We start from the raw sequence: 17,335 nt of genomic DNA, 5'->3' as shown, positions 1-17,335 counted from the left end.
GCCGGTCACCGGGCGGTTGCGTACCCGACCAACACTTTCCACAGGCACGGATCACGCTGTCCATACCACTTCGGCGATCGCGGAGCGGACCACTTGTCCTTCAATCTAAGCCTGTCAATAGATGGTCAATCGCACGGAACACTGTCGGTGCAGCTCCGTAACGCATTTCGGACCCAGATCGAGGAGGGTGTGCTCCGTCCCGGCACCCGCGTCCCGTCGAGCCGGCAGCTCGCCGCCGACCTCGGGGTGTCCCGGAGTGTGGTCGTCGAGGCGTACGAACAGCTCTGCGCCGAGGGGTACCTCGTCTCCCAACACGGCTCGGGCACCTCCGTGGCGGCGACGGCACGCCCCGAGGTCGGCTCGGCGCTCACCCCGGACGACCACGCGCCCACACCGGCGGTCTGCGACCTGCGCACCGGCAGCCCGCACGCGTCGACGTTCCCCCGCCAGGACTGGATCCGGGCGGTCAGCGCGGTGGTCACCTCGGCGGGCCGTCGCGAGCTGGCGTACGCCCCGCCGTCCGGCCTTGCCGTTGTCCGGCACACCCTCGCCGGTTACCTCGGTCGCGTACGCGGGGTGCGGACCCGACCCGACCGCGTCATGGTCACCTCGGGCTTCGCGCAGGGCCTCGCGCTGCTCTGCCGGGTGCTGCAGGACCGTGGCCACGACACGCTCGGGGTGGAGGACCCGGGGCACCCGGGCGAGTGGGAGTTCATCGCCGGGGCCGGACTGCGTCCGGTGGGCATCCCGGTGGACCGCGACGGCCTCCGGGTGGACGCGCTGGCAGGCAGCGGGGTACGCGCCGTGCTGGTCACCCCGGCCAGCCAGTTCCCGACCGGAGTCACGCTCAGCGCGGAGCGGCGGGCGCAGCTCACCGCCTGGGCGAAGGAGGTGGACGGCTACGTCATCGAGGACGACTTCGACGCCGCCCTCGTCGCGCCGGCACAGCGGATGCCCGCCCTGCAGAGCCTCGCACCGGACCGGGTGGTCTACGCCGGCAGCGCCAGCAAGGTCCTCACGCCGGCGCTGCGCCTCGGCTGGCTGGCCACCCCGGCCGACCTGACCGCGCCGGTCGAGCGGGTCCGGGCCAGCTGGGACATCGGCTGCTCCGGCCTGGAGCAGCTCGCCCTGGCCCGGCTGATCGACACCGGCGCCTTCGACCGGCACCTGCGCCGACTCGGCGCGGACGTACAGAAACGTCGCCAGACGGTCCGGGACTTCGTCGCCGCGCACCTGCCCGACGTCACCCTCTTCGGCGCGACCAGCGGACTCCAGGCGTACCTGCTGCTGCCGGAGCGATGCGCGGAGGAGGCGCTGGTGCACGCGGCCCGGCGGCGCTCGGTGCTGGTGCGCGGTGGCCGCTCCTACGCCCTGCGACCGGACGACCGGCCGCCGGCCCTGGTCCTGGGCTACGCCGGGGTACGCGGCCCGGAGCTGGGCCGCGGTCTGGCGGGGATCGCCGCGGCGTACCGGGAGACGACCGGACGGGTCGCTTGATCAGTCGACCGGCGCGGCCCGGGTCGGCTCGCGCACCATGAACACGTCGACCGGGTCCTCGGCTTCGAGGGTGAACCCGTGCCGCTCGTACAGCCGCCGGGCCGGGCTGCCGCGCAGCACGTTCAACCGGACGCGGAGGCCGTCGCGGTCACACCGCGCCAGCAGCGAGCGCAGCACGGCCGCGCCGACGCCATTACCCTGCAGGTGGGGCGCGAGGTAGAAGTGCTCCAGCCAGTGGGCGTCCTCGGCCGGCCGCAGGGACACGCAGCCCGCGAACGCGCCGCCCATCTCGATCAGCCAGGTGTGCGCCGGCGAGAACCCGTCCCGCAGTCGCTGCCGCACCCGCTGCTCGTCGTACCGTCCGAGCCGTTCCAGATCCGCGCGCAGCACCACGGACCGCAACTCGGCCACCGCCTCGACGTCCGCCGTCAGCGCCGGCCGAAGCTCCCAGTCCCCCACGCTCAGCAGGCTACGCGGGCGGCTTTCCGCTCATGTCGAGCCGCCGGTCGGACGCTCAGCCCCGGACCGCTTCGATGATCGTCTCGGCGACCTCGCCCGGCCGGGCCGCCGCCATCGCGTGCGACCCGCCCGCCACCTCGCGCTGCCCGCGCGGCGCGGCCCGCTCGGCCATGAAGCGGTGTACGGCGACCGGGATGTTCTTGTCGGCGTCACCGAACACGAACCAACTCGGCAGGGACCGCCAGGCGGGTTCTCCGGTGAGACCGTCACTCAGGGCCTGCTCGGTGATCGGCCGTTGGGTGCGGGCCATCAACGAGGCGAGGTCGTCCGACACGTCGGCGCAGAACTGGGCGTGGTAGGCGTCCTGGCCGATCACCACCTCGTTGCCGCCGGTGGACACCGGGTACTGCACGAGCGTGTCCGCGAGCGTGCTGCCGGGGAACTTCGCGGACAGGGAGAGCGCCGACTCACCCGTGTCCGGGCACAACGCGTTGACGTAGACGAGGGCGCGCACCGACGTGTCGCCCGCCGCGGCCTGCGTGATCACCATGCCGCCGTACGAGTGGCCGACGAGGACGACCGGGCCGCCGATCCCCCGCATCACGTCCCGCAGGTACGTGGCGTCGCCGGCGACGCCACGCAGCGGGTTGGCGACGGCCACGACGTCGTACGCGGACCCCAGCCGCTCGATCACGCCGTTCCAGCTCGCCGACTCGGCGAACGCGCCGTGCACCAGGACGACGGTGGGCTGCGAATCGGGCATGACAGGCGCTCCCTCGCTTCGTGACACTGGTTCCACCGGCCGCACCGGTGCGCCTGAGTACCCGTCACACGATGGTGAAACATCCGTTACCAAGCGACCGGGGCAGGGTGCCGGGGCCTCGGTTCGGCCGGCCCCACCGTTCGACGCCGAGCTGCCACCGCGGCTCGCGGCGCCGGGCACGCGGCCTACCGGAACATCTTGACACTCGTCGATGTTAGCGCCAACACTTAGGCCGTTACCTGGGCGCAACACACCCGTCACACACCCCTGCCCACGGGCGTTCCTGCCTTCGGCGGGCACCGCAGCGGGTTGGCCGTCGCAGCAGCGTCGACCAGCGCCGTGCACACAGCTCACGGAGGACAGATGTCGCTGCCACCGGACCGAAGCGTTGCCGTCGCCCGCCGAGCGGCCGGCCCGGGGCGTACCGGTCCCGGCGTCCGCCGACGGTCCGTCCTGGCCGCGATGCTGGTGCTCCTCGCCGTGTCGGCCGGGCTGCCCATGGCCGGGCCCGCGCAGGCCGCGCCCGCCGTGAACTACACCAACCCGCTGGTCAACCAGCGGGCCGATCCCCACATCTTCCGCCACACCGACGGCTACTACTACATGACCGCGACCGTGCCGCAGTACGACCGGATCGTCCTGCGCCGTGCGACCACCCTGCAGGGGCTGTCGACGGCTGCGGAGACGACGATCTGGAACCGGCACACCAGCGGAGAGATGGGCGCGCACATCTGGGCCCCGGAGATCCACTTCATCAACGACCGCTGGTACGTCTACTTCGCCGCCGGCCGGACCGACGACGTGTGGCGCATCCGGATGTACGTGCTGGAGAACGCCAACGCGAACCCGCTCACCGGCTCGTGGACCGAACGCGGCCGGATCACGACACCCTGGGACACCTTCAGCCTGGACGCCTCGACCTTCGTCGCCAACGGGGTGCGCTACCTGACCTGGGCGCAGCAGGAGCCGGGCATCTCCAACAACTCGAACGTCTACCTCGCCCGGATGGGCGCCAACCCGTGGCAGATCACGGGCACCGTGGCCCGGCTCGTCGTACCGACGTACGCCTGGGAGACCCGCGGCTACCGGGTCGCCGAGGGGCCGGCGGTGATCCAGCGCAATGGTCGTCTCTTCCTGACCTACTCGGCCAGCGCCACGGACGCCAACTACTGCCTCGGGATGGTGAGCGCCTCCGCCACCGCGAACCTGCTCGACCCGGCGTCCTGGAGCAAGAGCCCCAACCCCGTCTTCGCCACCAACGCCGCCACCGGCCAGTACGGCCCCGGCCACAACTCGTTCACCGTCTCCGAGGACGGGCAGAGCGACATCCTCGTCTACCACGACCGCAACTACCGCGACATCAGCGGCGACCCCCTGAACGACCCCAACCGGCGCACCAGACTCCAGAAGGTCTACTGGAACGCCGACGGCACCCCCAACTTCGGCATCCCGGTGCCCGACGGGGCCACCCCGGTCCGGCTGCGGTCGCACGACCTGACCACCAGCTACATCCGGCACTACGACTACCGGGCACGGGTCGAGGCGAACGTCACCAACCTCGCCGACTCCCAGTTCCGCATCGTCAACGGCCTGGCCGGCGGCGGAAGCGTGTCGTTGGAGTCGACCAACTACCCGGGCTACTACCTGCGCCACTACGGCTTCGCCCTGTCCATCGCGCCGAACGACGGTTCGTCGATCTTCGCCAACGACGCGAGCTTCCAACGCCGGTCCGGCCTGGCCGACAGCGCCGGACTCTCGCTGGAGTCACAGAACTACCCGGGCCGCTACGTACGCCACCGCGACAGTCTGCTCTACCTGGAGGCGGTCAGTTCGACCGCCGAGCGCAGCTCCGCCACCTTCCACCTCGAATAGCCGAACCGGACGGGCCGCACCGCGCCCGCCTCGCGTTCTCGACACCGTCGGCCGGGTCCCCGCGACCCGTCGACGCCGATTGGAGCATCCGATGAACCGGCGTACCACCATCTCCGTCCTGGCCGGACTCTGCCTCGCGGTCAGCGCGGCGCCCGTCCCCGCTGGTGCGACTGCCCGAATGTCGGGCACCGCCCAGGTGAACGCTCACGCCGCGCTCGCCGGCCCGCCCGGCACACCGCCCGGAGTCTGCCTCACCGGGGCCGGGTCCGGCTCGCCGCTGCCGTCCAGCTCCCTGACGGCGACGAAGATCCGGAGCGGATTCACCTTCCTCGAAGGGCCCGTCTGGGTCGCCGACGGCGGCTACCTGCTCTTCTCCGACATGGCCGGCGGGACCGGGCCGTACAACGTCCAGCCGTCCACGATCCGCCGGTTCACCCCGCCGTCGACCTTCGACACGTTCATCGCCAACTCCGGCAGCAACGGTGTGGCGCTCAGCGCCGACGGCCAGCAGCTCGTCGCGGCCACCCACGACCAGCGCAACGTCTCCGCGTACCGGCTGAGCGACCGGAGCCGCAGCACCGTCGCGGCGAACTACCAGGGTCGGGCGTTCAACTCGCCCAACGACGTCGCGGTCCGCTCGGACGGCGTCACCTACTTCACCGACCCCAACTTCCAGCGCGGCAACCGCCCGGACCAGATGTACGGGCGCACCAGCGTCTTCCGTGTCGTCAACGGGCAGGTGTCCCTGGTGGACGACCAACTGCGCCAGCCCAACGGCATCTCGCTCTCACCGGACGGAAGCACCCTCTACGTGGGCGCCTACTCCGAGAACAAGATCTACAAGTACGCCGTCCAGCCCGACGGCAGCACCGGCGCGCGCAGCGTCTTCGTGAACTACATCGGTGGCCCGGACGGCGGCACGATCGACTGCGCCGGCAACGTGTACTGGACCTCCGGCGCGGACTCCCTGGTCCACGTCTACTCCCCCACGGGCACCCAGCTCGGCACGATCCGGCCCGGCTTCTCCGGCACGACGAACGTGGCCTTCGGCGGGCCGGACCGGCAGACCCTCTACATCACCTCGGGTCCGTGGGGCGACTCCGGCCTGTACAGCGTGCGGCTCAACATCCCGGGGTACCCGTACTGACGCGGCCCCTGGCCGGACGTTAGCGGGACGCGGCGGACGGGGCGGTGTCCGTAGACTTCGCCGGTGCAGATGATCTCCACGCAGCCGGTCACCCTGTCGACGGACGCCGCCCTCCTCCGGGACGCCATCGCACGGGCACGAACCGGTCTCGTCGACCGGGAGGTGGTCGCCGAGGTGGTCGTGCTGTGCGCGGTCGCCGGCGAGCACGTGCTCGTCATCGGCGCGCCGGGCACCGCCAAGTCCGAGGCCGTCCGCCGGACGGCCGACCAGCTCGGCGGCCGGTACTTCGAGTACCTGCTCGGACGGTTCACCGAGCCGAGTGAGATCTTCGGCCCGGTGGACCTGCGCCGGCTGCGTGAGGGGCTGGTGGAGTTCGAGACCGCAGGCATGCTGCCCGAGGCCGAGGTGGCGTTCCTCGACGAGGTCTTCCTCGGTTCGACGGCGGTCCTCAACACCCTGTTGGGGATTCTGAACGAACGGGTGTTCCGGCGCGGATCGACGCGCCTCTCGTGCCCACTGCGGGTGTGTGTGGGTGCCGCCAACACCCTGCCCGACGACCCGGCCCTCGCCGCGTTCGCGGACCGCTTCCTGGCGCGCGTCTTCGTCACCCCGGTCGCGGACGGGCGGCTCGACGAGCTGCTGGAGGTGGGGTGGGGCGCGGGTTCCCGACCGGCGCCAACGGCGGGCGCGCTGCTGCCGACGGTGGATCGCCTGTCGGAGGCGGCCCGCACGTGTGATCTCGGCGCGGTCCGGGGCCCGCTGGCCGCCGCGATCCGCCGGATGCGCCAGGCGGGCGTACCGCTGAGCGACCGCCGGGCGGTGCGTTCGCAGCGTCTGGTGTCCGCGGCGGCGGCGCTGGACGGCCGCACCACGGCCTCCGCCGACGACCTCTGGGTGCTCCCGCTGATCGCGCCGACCCTCGACGCCCAGGCCGCCGCCCGGGACGTGCTCGCGGACCTGGTGGAGTCGGGACGGAACGGCAGCCTGGTGTACGCGGCGGAGGAGTTCGCCCGGGGTCAGCAGGCCCGCGCGGCCCGGCTGGTCGAGGCGGGCCGTCGGCTGCTCGACGAGGTGGGCACCGGGCCGCTGGGGCACGACGAGCGGCTGCGCGTCGAGGGAACGCTACGGGAGATCGACGCCGGGTTCGTGCTGGCCGACGCCCCGCAGGCACTCCGGGACGTCCGTGGCCTCCTGGTCGCCGCGATTAACGCATGAGCGCACAGGCGCTGTCCCTACGGTGGCGACGACGCGACGTCCCGCTCCCGGCCGCGGCCGTGGCCGCGTCCGGCGCCGTGGTGGACGGGTTGCGCGCGGACACGCTGCTGCGGGTGACCGCCGGCGCTCGCCTGCGCGCGTGCGCCGGTCGTGACCAGAGCTGGTTGGTCGTGCTCGGCGATCGGACGGACCTGCCGTGGGCCGACGGAGCGGTCTACCTCGGCTGGGACGACGGCGTGCTGGTCCCGACGCTCGCCGAGCCCTGGCCGTGCGTCGATCTGTTGCGCGAGCCGTTGCGTCGCCGTACCGCCCAGCCGTCCGGGTTGATCGCGCTGCTGCCCGGCCTGGTCCTGGCCGGGCCGCTGCCACGGGAACCGCTCGACCCCGCGCGGTTGACGCCGACATGACCGGACATCCGGCCCTCCCGGCGTCGCTGGCCCCCTGGGCGCCGGCGCTGTCCGCCCTGACCAGCGACGTGGCCCTCGCCCTGGGTCCGCTGGTCCGACAGATCGACAGCCTGTTCCCCTCGGCCGAGGACGGCTCGGCCGGGGACGGCCAGCCGGACGGGTACTCCGGTCTGGCGACCCGTGGCGTCATCGAGCGCCTGCTTCCGTCGCAGCTGCTGCTGATGCGGGAGCTGCCGGACGAGTTCGTCCGCCGCGCCGCCAGCGGGGAGCTGCTGTACCTCGCGCCGGCAACCCGCTCGGCCGCGGTGCGGGGACGGGTGGTCGTCCTCGTCGACACCGGTCCGGAGCAGCTGGGGGCCGCGCGACTCGTCCAGCTCGCCGCGCTCGTCGTGCTGCACCGGCGGGCCGCAAGCCAGGGGCGCTCGTTGGTGCTGGGCGTGCTGGGTGACCGACCCGGCGACTGGCGCGAGGGTGACCTGGGCGGGCAGCTCGCCGGCTGGCTGGCCGCCCGCAGAGCTGTCGAGCCGACCCCGCCGACGGTACGGGAGTGGACGGAACAGCTGGACGCGGCCGATCAGATGTGGCTGCTGACCGGGCCGCACCTGGCCAGCCAGCTCGGTGACCGGAGCCGGGTGCTGGCGAGCCACGAGCAGGACTGGAGTGACGAGGGGGCGCGCAGCGTACGGGTCGTCGTGGGCGAACGGCGTCTCGACCTCCCGCTGCCAGGCGGCGAGGTGGCGTTGCGGGTGCTGCGCGGCGCCGGTTTCCGCGCTGTCTCCGCCGGTGCCCGCGCAGCTGGCGGTCCGCTGCGGGCACCCGTGTTCCCGAGCGCCGATCCGTACCTGCTCACCCGCGGCGACCGTCCCGCCGAAATGGTCTCGGTCCGGGTGCCGACCGGGCGACCACGACGTCATCACCTGCCCGGTCCGGCGTTGGCCGCCGCCTGGCTGGGTCGCCGCCTCGTGGTCCTGACCAGCGTCGACGAGACGTTACGGGCGGTCGTGATCGGCAAGCCGCTGGGCCGCCTGGAGGACCTGGCGGTGCCACTGGACGCGGTCGGCCTGTCGGCAGCGGAGGTCGAGACGGCCGCCCAGGGCGCGCTGTCGCCGCTGTACTTCCAGGGCGGCCGTCTGCTGTGCGAGCTCGGCGGAGACTGGTGGAGTTTGTCCACGAAGGGCACTGACCGCCTGCCGTCGTACGTGACGGTCGCCCCCGGCACCCAGATGGACGTGCCCCGCATGGCCTGGCGCGCCGGCGACCACATCGAGGTCACCGAGCACACCGCCGTGCTGCCGATCCCGGCCACCGCCCGGGTCGTCCTCGGCGTCGGAGCGCGGACCGCCTGGTCGCTGGACGCCACCACCTGGCGCGTCCACGGCGCGTCCGGTCTCGTCGGCGACGTGGACGTCGCGCGGGACGCCACGGTCCTCGGCATTGTCGACATCGACGGTCCACAGTTGGTGACCCTGTCCGGCGGCGGGCTGATCGTCCGTCTCGTCTCGCCGGCCGGGATCCAGACCCTCACCCGCTGGTCGGGGGGAACCGGCGCTCCAGCCCTGCATCCGAGTCGGCCGTGGCTGGCCGTGCCGCGCCCCGACGGGCTGGTCGAGATCGCCGACCTCGCCACGAACGACGTGCTGTGCGCGCTGCGGAGCGCCGGATGAGCGCGTTCCGCGGCCGGCTTCCCGCCCGCGCCCTGCTGATCGACGTACGCCTCCTCGGTGCGGACGAGGCGCGCCGGCGGGTCGTGGATGCCTGGCAGCCCGACACCGCGCTGTTCGAGGTGCCCGGCGGAGGGTGGCTGGTGGCGTTCGACCAGGCGGTCGACGTCCGCGCGGAACTGGCCCCCGGCCTCGTCCTCGTCGACACCGGCGGCGTGCTGCACCCGCACGGCACTCCCGTCGACGACGCCGAGCCCGGGGATGTGCTGGTGCCGCGCGCGGGAACGACGAGCCGGTTCAGCCGGAACGCCCTGGCCCTCGTCGACCGGAATTCCTGGATCGACCTGACCGCCCTGCGGGTCGAGCCGCTCGCGGCGCTGGACCGGCAGGGCGTCGCGGCGACGGCACCCGCGCCCTGGCAACCGCCGCCACCGACGCCTGACCTGCGCGCGCTGGCCGCTGTCGCCCCGGCTCCGCGGCGTACCCGCCGGTTGCTGGCCGCGTCCGCCCGACCGCGCCGTCGACGCCGCGTGCCGGACACCGTCGTCGCGAAGGTGGTCGCGATCGGCGCGGCCGTCGCCGTGTTCGGGGTTGCCGCGCTCGCCGCGGCGCCGCTGCGGATGGTGATCATCGGTGCCGGGACGGTCCTGCTCTACGGCCTGAGCGGGGCGACCGCCTCGGGCCGCGCCGACTCGGCGGGCGCTGCTGCGCCGCCGACCGGCCGCAGCGTCTCGTCGGGTGGCTGGTGGCAAGGGCTGCTGACGCGACTCGTGCTGGCTACCCACGCCGCCCGGTTGGCGGCGGACGCGCAGCATCGCTACGTGCGACGGCTCAGCGCCGCGTTCGCGCGTCGGGACTGGGACACCGCCCTGCGCGGGGCGATCGGGGTGGGCGGTTCCGGTGGACGCCCGACACTCCGGCTGCCGCGACCCCGCACCGGCGAACTGGTGCCGCAGCCGCACCGCACGGGTGGGACGGCGGTCCCGCTCGGCCCCGACGCGGTACGGCACCTGCGGACGCTCTACCGGCAGGCGGTCTCGGAGCTGGACCGCGCCGGGCGGGTCGAGGAGTCGGCGTTCGTCCTCGCGGACCTGCTCGACGTACCGGTCGAAGCGGTCTCGCTGCTGGAGCGCAACCGCAGGTATCGGCTCGCCGCGGCACTCGCCGAGGGACGTGATCTCGACCCGGACCTGGCGGTACGGCTGTGGTGGCGGGCCGGGGAACGCGACCACGCGCTCCAGGTGGCGCGGACGCGGGGCGCCTTCGCCGGGGCCGTCGAGCGACTGGCCGGCGTCGACGTCGCGGCGGCCCGGCAGTTGCGCGTCGAGTGGGTCCGTGCGCGGCAGGCCGCCGACGATCACATCGGCGCCGTCGAGGCGGCCTGGCCCGACGAAGGGCTGCGCCCGCTCGTGGTGACGAACATCCAGGCCGGCATGGCGCTCGGCGGACACACGTCGGGACACCTGTTCGCGCACCTCGTCACCTGGCGTCCGAACACCGAAACCGTCGCCGCCGCGATCGCGCTGCTCGACGGTCGTGATCCGGAGTTGGCAGCGGCGCAGCGTGGTTTCCTGGCGGCGTTGGCCGAGCTGAGGAGCGCCGACGCGGCACGCGACCGTCAACTCTGCACCGCCGCGCTCCGTCTCCTGGTCCGCGACCGCGCGGACGACCCGGCCGACGGCGACGAGCGCAGGCGGATCGCGGGCCGGCTACGGCAGCGGGCGGACCGGCTCGCGGCAGCCGACCTGCCACCGTTGCCCGCCGGACGTGCGGCCGGCCGGGGCGTCCGGGTCGACATCCTGGCGCCCGACGAGGCCGGCCAACTGCCGATCCACGACGCGGTCCTGCTGTCGGGCCGGGTCATCCTGACCGCCCACGGCGAGTTCGGCGTACGTCTGGTCGGCCTGGACGGTCGGGTCCGCGCCCGCTGGGACACGCCCGCACACCAGCTCGTCGTCGCCGACCACGGCGGCAGTGTCCTCGTCGTCGCGCAGCGCGGCGCCACCTGCGAGATCCGCGGCCTGGACCTGAGCACACGGCGACTGCGGCCGCCGATCGCCGTCTCGGCGCGCCGGGTCCTGCCGAGTTACGACGGCACGCTGCTTCCGGTGGTGGACGACGACGGCCTCGCCTTCGTCGAGCTGACCTCGGACGCGCCCCGTATCGCCTGGCGCGAACTCGACGCGAGCAGCGCGGTCCTCGACATCGCCCGGAGCCCCACCAGCCTCGCTGCCGTGGTCCGGATCACCGGTCCGCAGGGTCACGGTGCTGGCACCACCGAGGTGTGGCGCTGGGACCTGCCGTCGCTGATGCTGCGCACTCGCCGCGCGGTCGACCTCGACGGCCTCACCGGCGTCGCGGTCCTCGCCTCCTCGACCCTGGTGACGACGAGTCAGGACGAGCAGGGCGGCACCCACCAGGTCGTCGGGCACGGCGCGAACACGCTGACCCTGGACACGCCGCCGACGGTGCTGACCAGCGGTGCAACGTCCGCGCTGCGTGTCGACAGCCGGTCCGTCACCACCGTGGAGATCGCCGACCGCGACCTCCGTGTCGTGTTCCCACCCGCCGTCGACACGGTCGGCGTACGCGAGCACGCCGGCACCCTCGCGATGTGGGAGCCGGAGGGTCGACTGGTCGTCGTCGATCTCGCTCGTCGGCAGCCCGTCGCCCGACTGCGGACGCGCCTCTAGTTCGCGGATGACAGCCGGCGCGAAGCGGCACCTGCCGCGACGGACCGGACTGGCAGTGGGAGGAATCCCCCGTTGTGCTCCTTGCGGAGCGGATTCCTCCCCGCTGGCCCCCCCAGGTTCGTTGGGACGCGCCCCACAGGACCCGCCGCGCAACAAGCGTTGAGCAAGAACGCGTTCCAACTCAACACACGTTGCTCCAAACAGGAGCGAGCTTACGCTCACGTTCGGTACGGGTGTCAACGTCTGTTTCGTCGCCGGGCACATCTGCGACACTGTCGTTCAGGTCGCCGGAGGGTGAGAAGCATGGTGGACGTTCGGCGTGCGGAGCGGGAGTTGCCGCCCCTCGACACGTTGGCAGCACGGCTGGAGTACCTGTTCGACAACATCCGTCCGACGCCTGACGAACTCGGCGACTCCGACGAGCCTGGTCGCAGGTACACCAACCGGGAGATCGCCGACAAGATCAACGAAGCGGCGGCCGAGACGGGCGTGACGATCAGCGCGGCCTACATCGGCGAGCTGCGCCGTGGCGTGGCCAGCGATCCCCGCACCTCGCACGTGCGCGCCCTGGCCACCGCCTTCGGTGTCAACTCGGGCTACTTCGTGGACGACGCGGCCGCACGACGCATCCAGGACCAGATCACGCTGCTCAGTGAGCTGCGTCGGATGGACGTCAAGCGGGTGGCGCTGCGGCAGGTGCTCGCCGACAACGGCCTCTCCGCGACCGACACGCGGCTCGTCGAGCAGATGGTGGCCCGGCTGCGGGCCGTGGCCGAGGGCACCGACACGACCATCGCCGCACCCGGCGATGGCCGATAGCCGATGGCCGTGCAGATCCTTCGGTGGGAGCACACCGACGAGTGGGGGAACGCCGACGTGACGTTGCATCGCCTACGCAGACGGTGCGAGCGCATCGTGGCCGAGCTGGAGATGCCGGACCCGTTCGACATCCGCACGCTGTGCGACATCCTCGGCGAGCGGCGTGGTCGGCCCATTCACCTGGTGCCGATCAAGCTGCCGGCGCACTCCGTCTGCGGGATGTGCGTGCCGACGAACGACTTCGACGCGATCTTCTACGAGCAGGACACCTCGCCGCTGCACCAACTGCTGATCATCGGTCACGAGTTGGGTCACCTGCTCGCCGGCCACCAGGCGACCGAGGTGCTCGACGCCGACGCCTCCCGGCTGCTGCTGCCGGACCTCGACCCGCAGCTCGTGCGGCGCAGTCTCGGCCGCAGCAACTACGCCGCGGCCGAGGAACGCGAAGCCGAGATGATCGGGTCACTGCTCCTGCGGCGCATTCGCGGTGGTCGCGCGGACGCGGACGAGCCGCCGGTCGACGGGCAGAACGCCGAGCTGTACGGCCGGCTGCGGCACTCACTCGAACACCCCCACTGGTAGCGCGGGGATGGACACCGTCCTCTACGCCGTGTGCGCGGCGTCCGGCTGGGTCGCGCTCGCGTACATGGTGCGGCTGCAACGGCGGCATCCCAGCCGGGCCCGTCGCGCGATCTGCGCGGGCCTCGGGGCGTTCGCCGCCGGCATCACCGTCGCCATCCCGCCCGTCGCCGCCGCGATCGACGACGTGTCGGGCCTGCCCAACCTCGCCAAGGTCATGTCGCACGCCGGCGCGCTGACCATCTCGGCCAACGCCGAGATCATGCTGCTGCACTTCGCGCTCCCCCCGGCGACGGCAGCCGTGCGTGCACGCCGCTGGGTCTGGGTCACCGCGTGCGCGTTCCTGGTCATGCTCGGCCTGTTCGCCCACACCCTCACGTACGACGAGCCGGTGCTCCTGACCGTCGAGTACGCGACCGACCCCGTCGTGACCGCGTACCTGCTGATCTTCCTGCTCCTCGGGTTCTTCGCCTACTGCTTCGACATCACCCGGCTGTGCTGGGGCTTCGCGAAGATCTGCGGACGCCCCTGGCTGCGCCGGGGCCTGCGCATCACCGCCGTCGGCGCCGCCTTCGCGCTCCTCTACAGCACCAACAAGATCGTCTACCTGGTCGCCTACTGGGCCGGCTACCGGCCCACCGGCGAGCGTCAGATCGCGGCGGTGCTGGTGACCATCGGCGCGTTGCTCATCACGATCGGCCTCACCATGCCGGCCTGGGGGCCGACCCTCAAGATCGGCCAGCGGTGGGAGGACTTCCACTCCCACCGACGGCTCGAACCCCTCTGGCGGGACCTCGTCGCGGCCCTTCCCGAGCTGGAACTCGACCCCACCCTGCGACGCCGGTTCGCGGCCATCCGCGACACCGACTACGCGCTCACGCGCCGGGTCGCCGAGATCCGCGACGGCCGCCTGGCCCTGCGCCCGTACACCGATATCGGGGTGACCGCGCTGGCCGAGCGGTTGGCCGAAGGGGCCGGTCTGAGCGCGGCGGAGCGGCAGGCGGCGGTCGAGGCCGCACACCTGGCGTGCGCGCTGCGGCGGCACCACGCCGGCATCGTCGCCGCGACCCCACAGCCCGCCGACGAACTGCACCGCCCGGACGGTGGCTACGCCGGTGAGGTGGCGTGGCTGACGCTCGTCACCGACGCCTATGCCCGATCGCCGGTGGTGGCCCGGACGCTCGCCGAGGCCATCCCGCACCCGACGGCAGGAGACGCCCGCCGATGAAGGGCCGCTACGACAACCTGAAGCGGGTCCGCACGCTGGACCCGCAGCGCGACTACCTCGACATCTACCAGACCATGCTGCGCTACGAGTTCCCCTGGGACATGAAGCTGGGCCTCAACCTGGCGTTCAACAGGTCCTTCTCCGTCCCGGCCATCGCCGCCGTGCACACCACCACCGGCGAGCTGACCGACCGCACCCAGAAGCGCATCGACGACACCGGCCTGCTGATGTACGAGATGGTCCTCAACGGCTTCGACGAGCCCCGGGGCCGCGACGCGCTACGGCGCGTCAACCAGATCCACCGTCCGTACGACATCGGCAACGACGACTTCCGCTACGTCCTGGGCTGCCTCGTCGTGATCCCGACGCGCTGGCTGCGCGAGTACGGCTGGCGTCCACCCTGCTGCCACGAGCGACAGGCCACGTACCTGTTCTACCGGGAACTCGGCCGACGGATGGGCATCACCGACATCCCCGGGTCGTACGACGATTTCGAGACCTGGTTCGACGCCCACGACGCCGCCCACCTGCTGCCGAACGACGACGCGGTGGCCATCGAGCGGGCCACCCGCATGCTGATGCTCGCTCGCCTCCCCCGGACGCTCGCGCCGCTGGGCAACGCCCTGGTCAGCGCCATGTACGACGAACCCCTGCGGCGCGCGACGCGGGTCGACGCGCCGGTGTGGCCGGTCCGGGCCGGCCTGCGACTGGCGTTGCGGTCGCGCGCGCGGTGTCAACGGTGGTTCGGCGCACCGCGGACCACACCACTGTTCGCCGACGGCATCAAGGCCAGGACCTACCCCCAGGGGTACGACATCAGCCAGCTCGGCCCGCGTGGATCGGCCGCTGACGAAGGCAGGTAGCACCGGGGCCCGGGAATGGCTTGACGCACCGGCTTCCATCGCGGATGGTCAGATATCGGCAGCCTTCAATTCGTTACGGGGAGGACCGATGAAGACCTTCGCCACCACCGCCGCGGCCCTACTGCTCCTGGTCACGGGTGCCGCGCCACCCGCCTCATCCGCACCACCGGCACCGGACACGCCCTGCGCCGGGCAGATCCACCCGAACCCGTCGTTCGAGCGTGGTGCCACCGGCTGGACCGCCGGCCCCCGCGTCGTCGTGCTCGGCGACGAGACCCGGCCCGCACACACCGGCCGCGCGTACGCCACCTTCGCCGGGCTGGACGTGACGCGTACCGACCTGCTGCGCACGACCGTCACCGTGCCGGCCGACTGCAATCTGACGGTCCGCTTCTGGGTCCGGACCACCACCACGGAGACCACCCGCGGCGACTACCTGAACGTCGGGCTGGCGGTCACCGGCATACCTCCGAAGACGAGGTTCTCGCTGGCCTTCGACGGCGGCGCCCAGTGGCGGCAGTACAGCATGTCGAGCGGAACGGCGGCGGCCGAGCGCACCGCGACGGTCAGCTTCCTGGGCAGCGAGATGGCCGGCAACGGCGTCACGGCCTTCGACGTCGACGACGTCACCTTCGATCTGAGCTGACGAAACACCGGGCGGGCGGTCGACGCGACCGCCCGCCTTCGCGTCGCCCACTTCCCCGCGGTCCCGCTCACGCCTCGAGGTCGGGTCGGCCGGGCGGCTTGCGTCCGATCGGCGGGGCGGGGGCCTCCGGCGCGTCATTGCGACTGCCCCACGCGTCGAGCACCGCGACCAGGGTCAGCACACCGGCCACCACACACAGGCCGACCATCGGCGGCAACCGGGTCAACGCCGGCGCGACCAGCAGCAGGACCACGAGTCCGATCGTCCGCGAACGGGAGAATCGGCCGAACACCTCGTACTCCAACCGCAGCCGCCCGACGAGGAAGAGCGCCGGACCACCCACCACGAACAGGAGCCACTCCGGCCGTGGCTCGCCGAACGGATCGTCGATCACCAGTTCGTAGCCGACCGAGGTGAGGAGCACGCTGAGCACGATCAGCAGGTGCGTCCGCTCCGACACCCTGCCCAGGCTCGCCGGCTGGTCCGCCCGCCCCAGTGCCTCCGTCAGCAGCAGGCCGGCGCGGTGGAAGTAGATCCGCCAGATCAGGGCGCTGGTGACGAACGCGACAGTGAAGGCGGCGGCCCGCTCCGGGGAGTAGTACCGGCCGCTGAACACCACGCCGATCACCAGGATCGACTCCCCGAGCGCGATGAGGAACATCTGCTGGTAGCGGTCGGCGAGATGCGTGCCGGCGATCCGCCAGTGCGCCACCGCCGCGGCCCCCAGCCGCGGAAGCGGCCACCCCAGGAACCAGGCGAGGTAGTCGACGCCGAGGGCGACAGCCCACAGCGGCAGGCGCAGCCGCTCCGGGCCGAACGCGCCGACCAGCCAGATCGGCGCGCTCAGCACGGCCCACGCGGAGAGCCGGAACGCGACCAGCCGCCTCGGATGGCCCCGCAGCGCGGCCGCGATCACCATCGGCCGCACCACCATCACCAGCAGGTACGCGACCACGAACGGCACGGCCCGCTCTTCCATGGCGCGCGGCAGCGTCACCGCCATGACCAGGCCGGCGAACATCGTGCCGACCACGACGGCCTGGATGACCGACCGCTCCGGCTCGTAGCGGCTGGTGATCCAGGTGGTGTGCGACCAGATCAGCCACAGCGCCAGGAACAGCAGCAGGGTACGACCGAGCCCGGCGACGAGCGCCCACCCGGCGTCGCCGTTCAGCTCGACGAAGCGCTGCGAGACCCGCGTGAGAGCCACCACGAAGGCCAGGTCGAAGAAGAGCTCCAGGAACGTGGCGCGGCCCGCGCTGTCGGGAGGGCGCAGGAGATCCGCACCATGTCTCGTCGACATCGCCCGCCTCCGTCCGCCCTCGTCGCACCAACGAGCGGCCCGCCACGGGGATGTGCCGCCGACCGGTCACGGCGTGGGCGCGAGGCGGGGTGGAGGGCACGCGGCAGGGTGGTTGAAGCCGAATCCCACCTTATTCGACAATTTCTCCCTTTAAGTTCGATGCGCAGGACGCGGCCGAACCGG

15 protein-coding genes are annotated in these 17,335 nt (G+C 72.4%); 12 read left to right on the top strand and 3 right to left on the bottom strand.

The annotated features are described in order from the left end of the window. The first annotated feature begins 147 nt into the window (after positions 1 to 147). Positions 148 to 1,497: a PLP-dependent aminotransferase family protein gene (locus ABZV06_RS09385; RefSeq protein ID WP_355620069.1), complete on the top strand. Its 1,350-nt coding sequence runs from the start codon at positions 148 to 150 to the stop codon at positions 1,495 to 1,497. Here the strand turns inward: ABZV06_RS09385 and ABZV06_RS09380 are convergent, their stop codons facing one another. After that, positions 1,498 to 1,956, bottom strand: a complete 459-nt coding sequence (locus ABZV06_RS09380; protein ID WP_355620066.1) for a GNAT family N-acetyltransferase — start codon at positions 1,954 to 1,956, stop codon at positions 1,498 to 1,500. A 55-nt stretch (positions 1,957 to 2,011) separates the two neighbouring features. Next, on the bottom strand, positions 2,012 to 2,719 hold the full coding sequence (locus ABZV06_RS09375) for an alpha/beta hydrolase (protein ID WP_355620063.1): 708 nt from the start codon (positions 2,717 to 2,719) through the stop codon (positions 2,012 to 2,014). 363 nt (positions 2,720 to 3,082) lie between these two features. On the opposite strand from ABZV06_RS09375, the gene ABZV06_RS09370 reads away from it, so the two are divergent. The 11 genes from ABZV06_RS09370 to ABZV06_RS09320 all read left to right on the top strand — a co-directional run bounded on the left by ABZV06_RS09370 (position 3,083) and on the right by ABZV06_RS09320 (position 15,849). Continuing rightward, the gene (locus ABZV06_RS09370; RefSeq protein WP_355620060.1) at positions 3,083 to 4,591 is read left to right on the top strand and encodes a family 43 glycosylhydrolase; all 1,509 of its coding nucleotides are present in this window, start codon (positions 3,083 to 3,085) and stop codon (positions 4,589 to 4,591) included. Positions 4,592 to 4,682: 91 nt separating this feature from the next. Next, positions 4,683 to 5,738 carry an SMP-30/gluconolactonase/LRE family protein gene (locus tag ABZV06_RS09365; RefSeq protein ID WP_355620057.1) on the top strand — a complete coding sequence of 352 codons (1,056 nt, stop codon included), beginning with the start codon at positions 4,683 to 4,685 and terminating at the stop codon, positions 5,736 to 5,738. A 69-nt stretch (positions 5,739 to 5,807) separates the two neighbouring features. Continuing rightward, on the top strand, positions 5,808 to 6,953 hold the full coding sequence (locus tag ABZV06_RS09360) for an AAA family ATPase (protein ID WP_355620181.1): 1,146 nt from the start codon (positions 5,808 to 5,810) through the stop codon (positions 6,951 to 6,953). Beyond that, positions 6,950 to 7,360 (top strand): hypothetical protein, encoded by a 411-nt coding sequence (locus ABZV06_RS09355; RefSeq protein WP_355240854.1) that lies wholly within the window; start codon positions 6,950 to 6,952, stop codon positions 7,358 to 7,360. The genes ABZV06_RS09360 and ABZV06_RS09355 overlap by 4 nt, the downstream gene beginning before the upstream one ends. Next, on the top strand, positions 7,357 to 9,024 hold the full coding sequence (locus ABZV06_RS09350; protein ID WP_355620054.1) for a hypothetical protein: 1,668 nt from the start codon (positions 7,357 to 7,359) through the stop codon (positions 9,022 to 9,024). The genes ABZV06_RS09355 and ABZV06_RS09350 overlap by 4 nt, the downstream gene beginning before the upstream one ends. Further along, positions 9,021 to 11,714 (top strand): bpX6 domain-containing protein, encoded by a 2,694-nt coding sequence (locus tag ABZV06_RS09345; RefSeq protein WP_355620051.1) that lies wholly within the window; start codon positions 9,021 to 9,023, stop codon positions 11,712 to 11,714. The genes ABZV06_RS09350 and ABZV06_RS09345 overlap by 4 nt, the downstream gene beginning before the upstream one ends. 303 nt (positions 11,715 to 12,017) lie before the next feature. After that, positions 12,018 to 12,533, top strand: coding sequence for a hypothetical protein (locus ABZV06_RS09340; protein ID WP_355620048.1), 516 nt, complete (start codon positions 12,018 to 12,020; stop codon positions 12,531 to 12,533). A gap of 9 nt (positions 12,534 to 12,542) precedes the next feature. Beyond that, positions 12,543 to 13,115: a hypothetical protein gene (locus ABZV06_RS09335; RefSeq protein WP_355240843.1), complete on the top strand. Its 573-nt coding sequence runs from the start codon at positions 12,543 to 12,545 to the stop codon at positions 13,113 to 13,115. A gap of 7 nt (positions 13,116 to 13,122) precedes the next feature. Beyond that, a complete protein-coding gene (locus tag ABZV06_RS09330) occupies positions 13,123 to 14,340 on the top strand; it encodes an MAB_1171c family putative transporter (RefSeq protein ID WP_355240840.1) in 1,218 nt (405 codons plus the stop codon). Next, the gene (locus ABZV06_RS09325; protein WP_355620045.1) at positions 14,337 to 15,203 is read left to right on the top strand and encodes an oxygenase MpaB family protein; all 867 of its coding nucleotides are present in this window, start codon (positions 14,337 to 14,339) and stop codon (positions 15,201 to 15,203) included. The genes ABZV06_RS09330 and ABZV06_RS09325 overlap by 4 nt, the downstream gene beginning before the upstream one ends. 88 nt (positions 15,204 to 15,291) lie before the next feature. Further along, entirely contained in the window at positions 15,292 to 15,849 is a 558-nt protein-coding gene (locus ABZV06_RS09320; RefSeq protein WP_355620043.1) for a hypothetical protein, read from the top strand. Between the two features lie 67 nt (positions 15,850 to 15,916). Here ABZV06_RS09320 and ABZV06_RS09315 read toward each other — a convergent pair whose 3' ends face one another. Next, the gene (locus ABZV06_RS09315; RefSeq protein WP_355620040.1) at positions 15,917 to 17,152 is read right to left on the bottom strand and encodes a low temperature requirement protein A; all 1,236 of its coding nucleotides are present in this window, start codon (positions 17,150 to 17,152) and stop codon (positions 15,917 to 15,919) included. Positions 17,153 to 17,335 lie beyond the last annotated feature (183 nt).

Source organism: Micromonospora sp. NPDC005172, assembly GCF_040608555.1.
Taxonomy (GTDB): domain Bacteria; phylum Actinomycetota; class Actinomycetes; order Mycobacteriales; family Micromonosporaceae; genus Micromonospora.
The sequence above is the reverse complement of the archived record's forward strand: the minus strand, read 5'-3'. Positions and strand labels throughout refer to the sequence as shown.

Excerpts from the sequence above, each read along its gene's own strand:
- ABZV06_RS09375 (WP_355620063.1), bottom strand. The coding sequence starts at position 2,719 with ATGCCCGATTCGCAGCCCACCGTCGTCCTGGTGCACGGCGCGTTCGCC.
- ABZV06_RS09370 (WP_355620060.1), top strand. The coding sequence starts at position 3,083 with ATGTCGCTGCCACCGGACCGAAGCGTTGCCGTCGCCCGCCGAGCGGCC.
- ABZV06_RS09365 (WP_355620057.1), top strand. The coding sequence starts at position 4,683 with ATGAACCGGCGTACCACCATCTCCGTCCTGGCCGGACTCTGCCTCGCG.
- ABZV06_RS09360 (WP_355620181.1), top strand. The coding sequence starts at position 5,808 with ATGATCTCCACGCAGCCGGTCACCCTGTCGACGGACGCCGCCCTCCTC.
- ABZV06_RS09355 (WP_355240854.1), top strand. The coding sequence starts at position 6,950 with ATGAGCGCACAGGCGCTGTCCCTACGGTGGCGACGACGCGACGTCCCG.
- ABZV06_RS09350 (WP_355620054.1), top strand. The coding sequence starts at position 7,357 with ATGACCGGACATCCGGCCCTCCCGGCGTCGCTGGCCCCCTGGGCGCCG.
- ABZV06_RS09345 (WP_355620051.1), top strand. The coding sequence starts at position 9,021 with ATGAGCGCGTTCCGCGGCCGGCTTCCCGCCCGCGCCCTGCTGATCGAC.
- ABZV06_RS09340 (WP_355620048.1), top strand. The coding sequence starts at position 12,018 with ATGGTGGACGTTCGGCGTGCGGAGCGGGAGTTGCCGCCCCTCGACACG.
- ABZV06_RS09330 (WP_355240840.1), top strand. The coding sequence starts at position 13,123 with ATGGACACCGTCCTCTACGCCGTGTGCGCGGCGTCCGGCTGGGTCGCG.
- ABZV06_RS09325 (WP_355620045.1), top strand. The coding sequence starts at position 14,337 with ATGAAGGGCCGCTACGACAACCTGAAGCGGGTCCGCACGCTGGACCCG.
- ABZV06_RS09320 (WP_355620043.1), top strand. The coding sequence starts at position 15,292 with ATGAAGACCTTCGCCACCACCGCCGCGGCCCTACTGCTCCTGGTCACG.
- ABZV06_RS09315 (WP_355620040.1), bottom strand. The coding sequence starts at position 17,152 with ATGTCGACGAGACATGGTGCGGATCTCCTGCGCCCTCCCGACAGCGCG.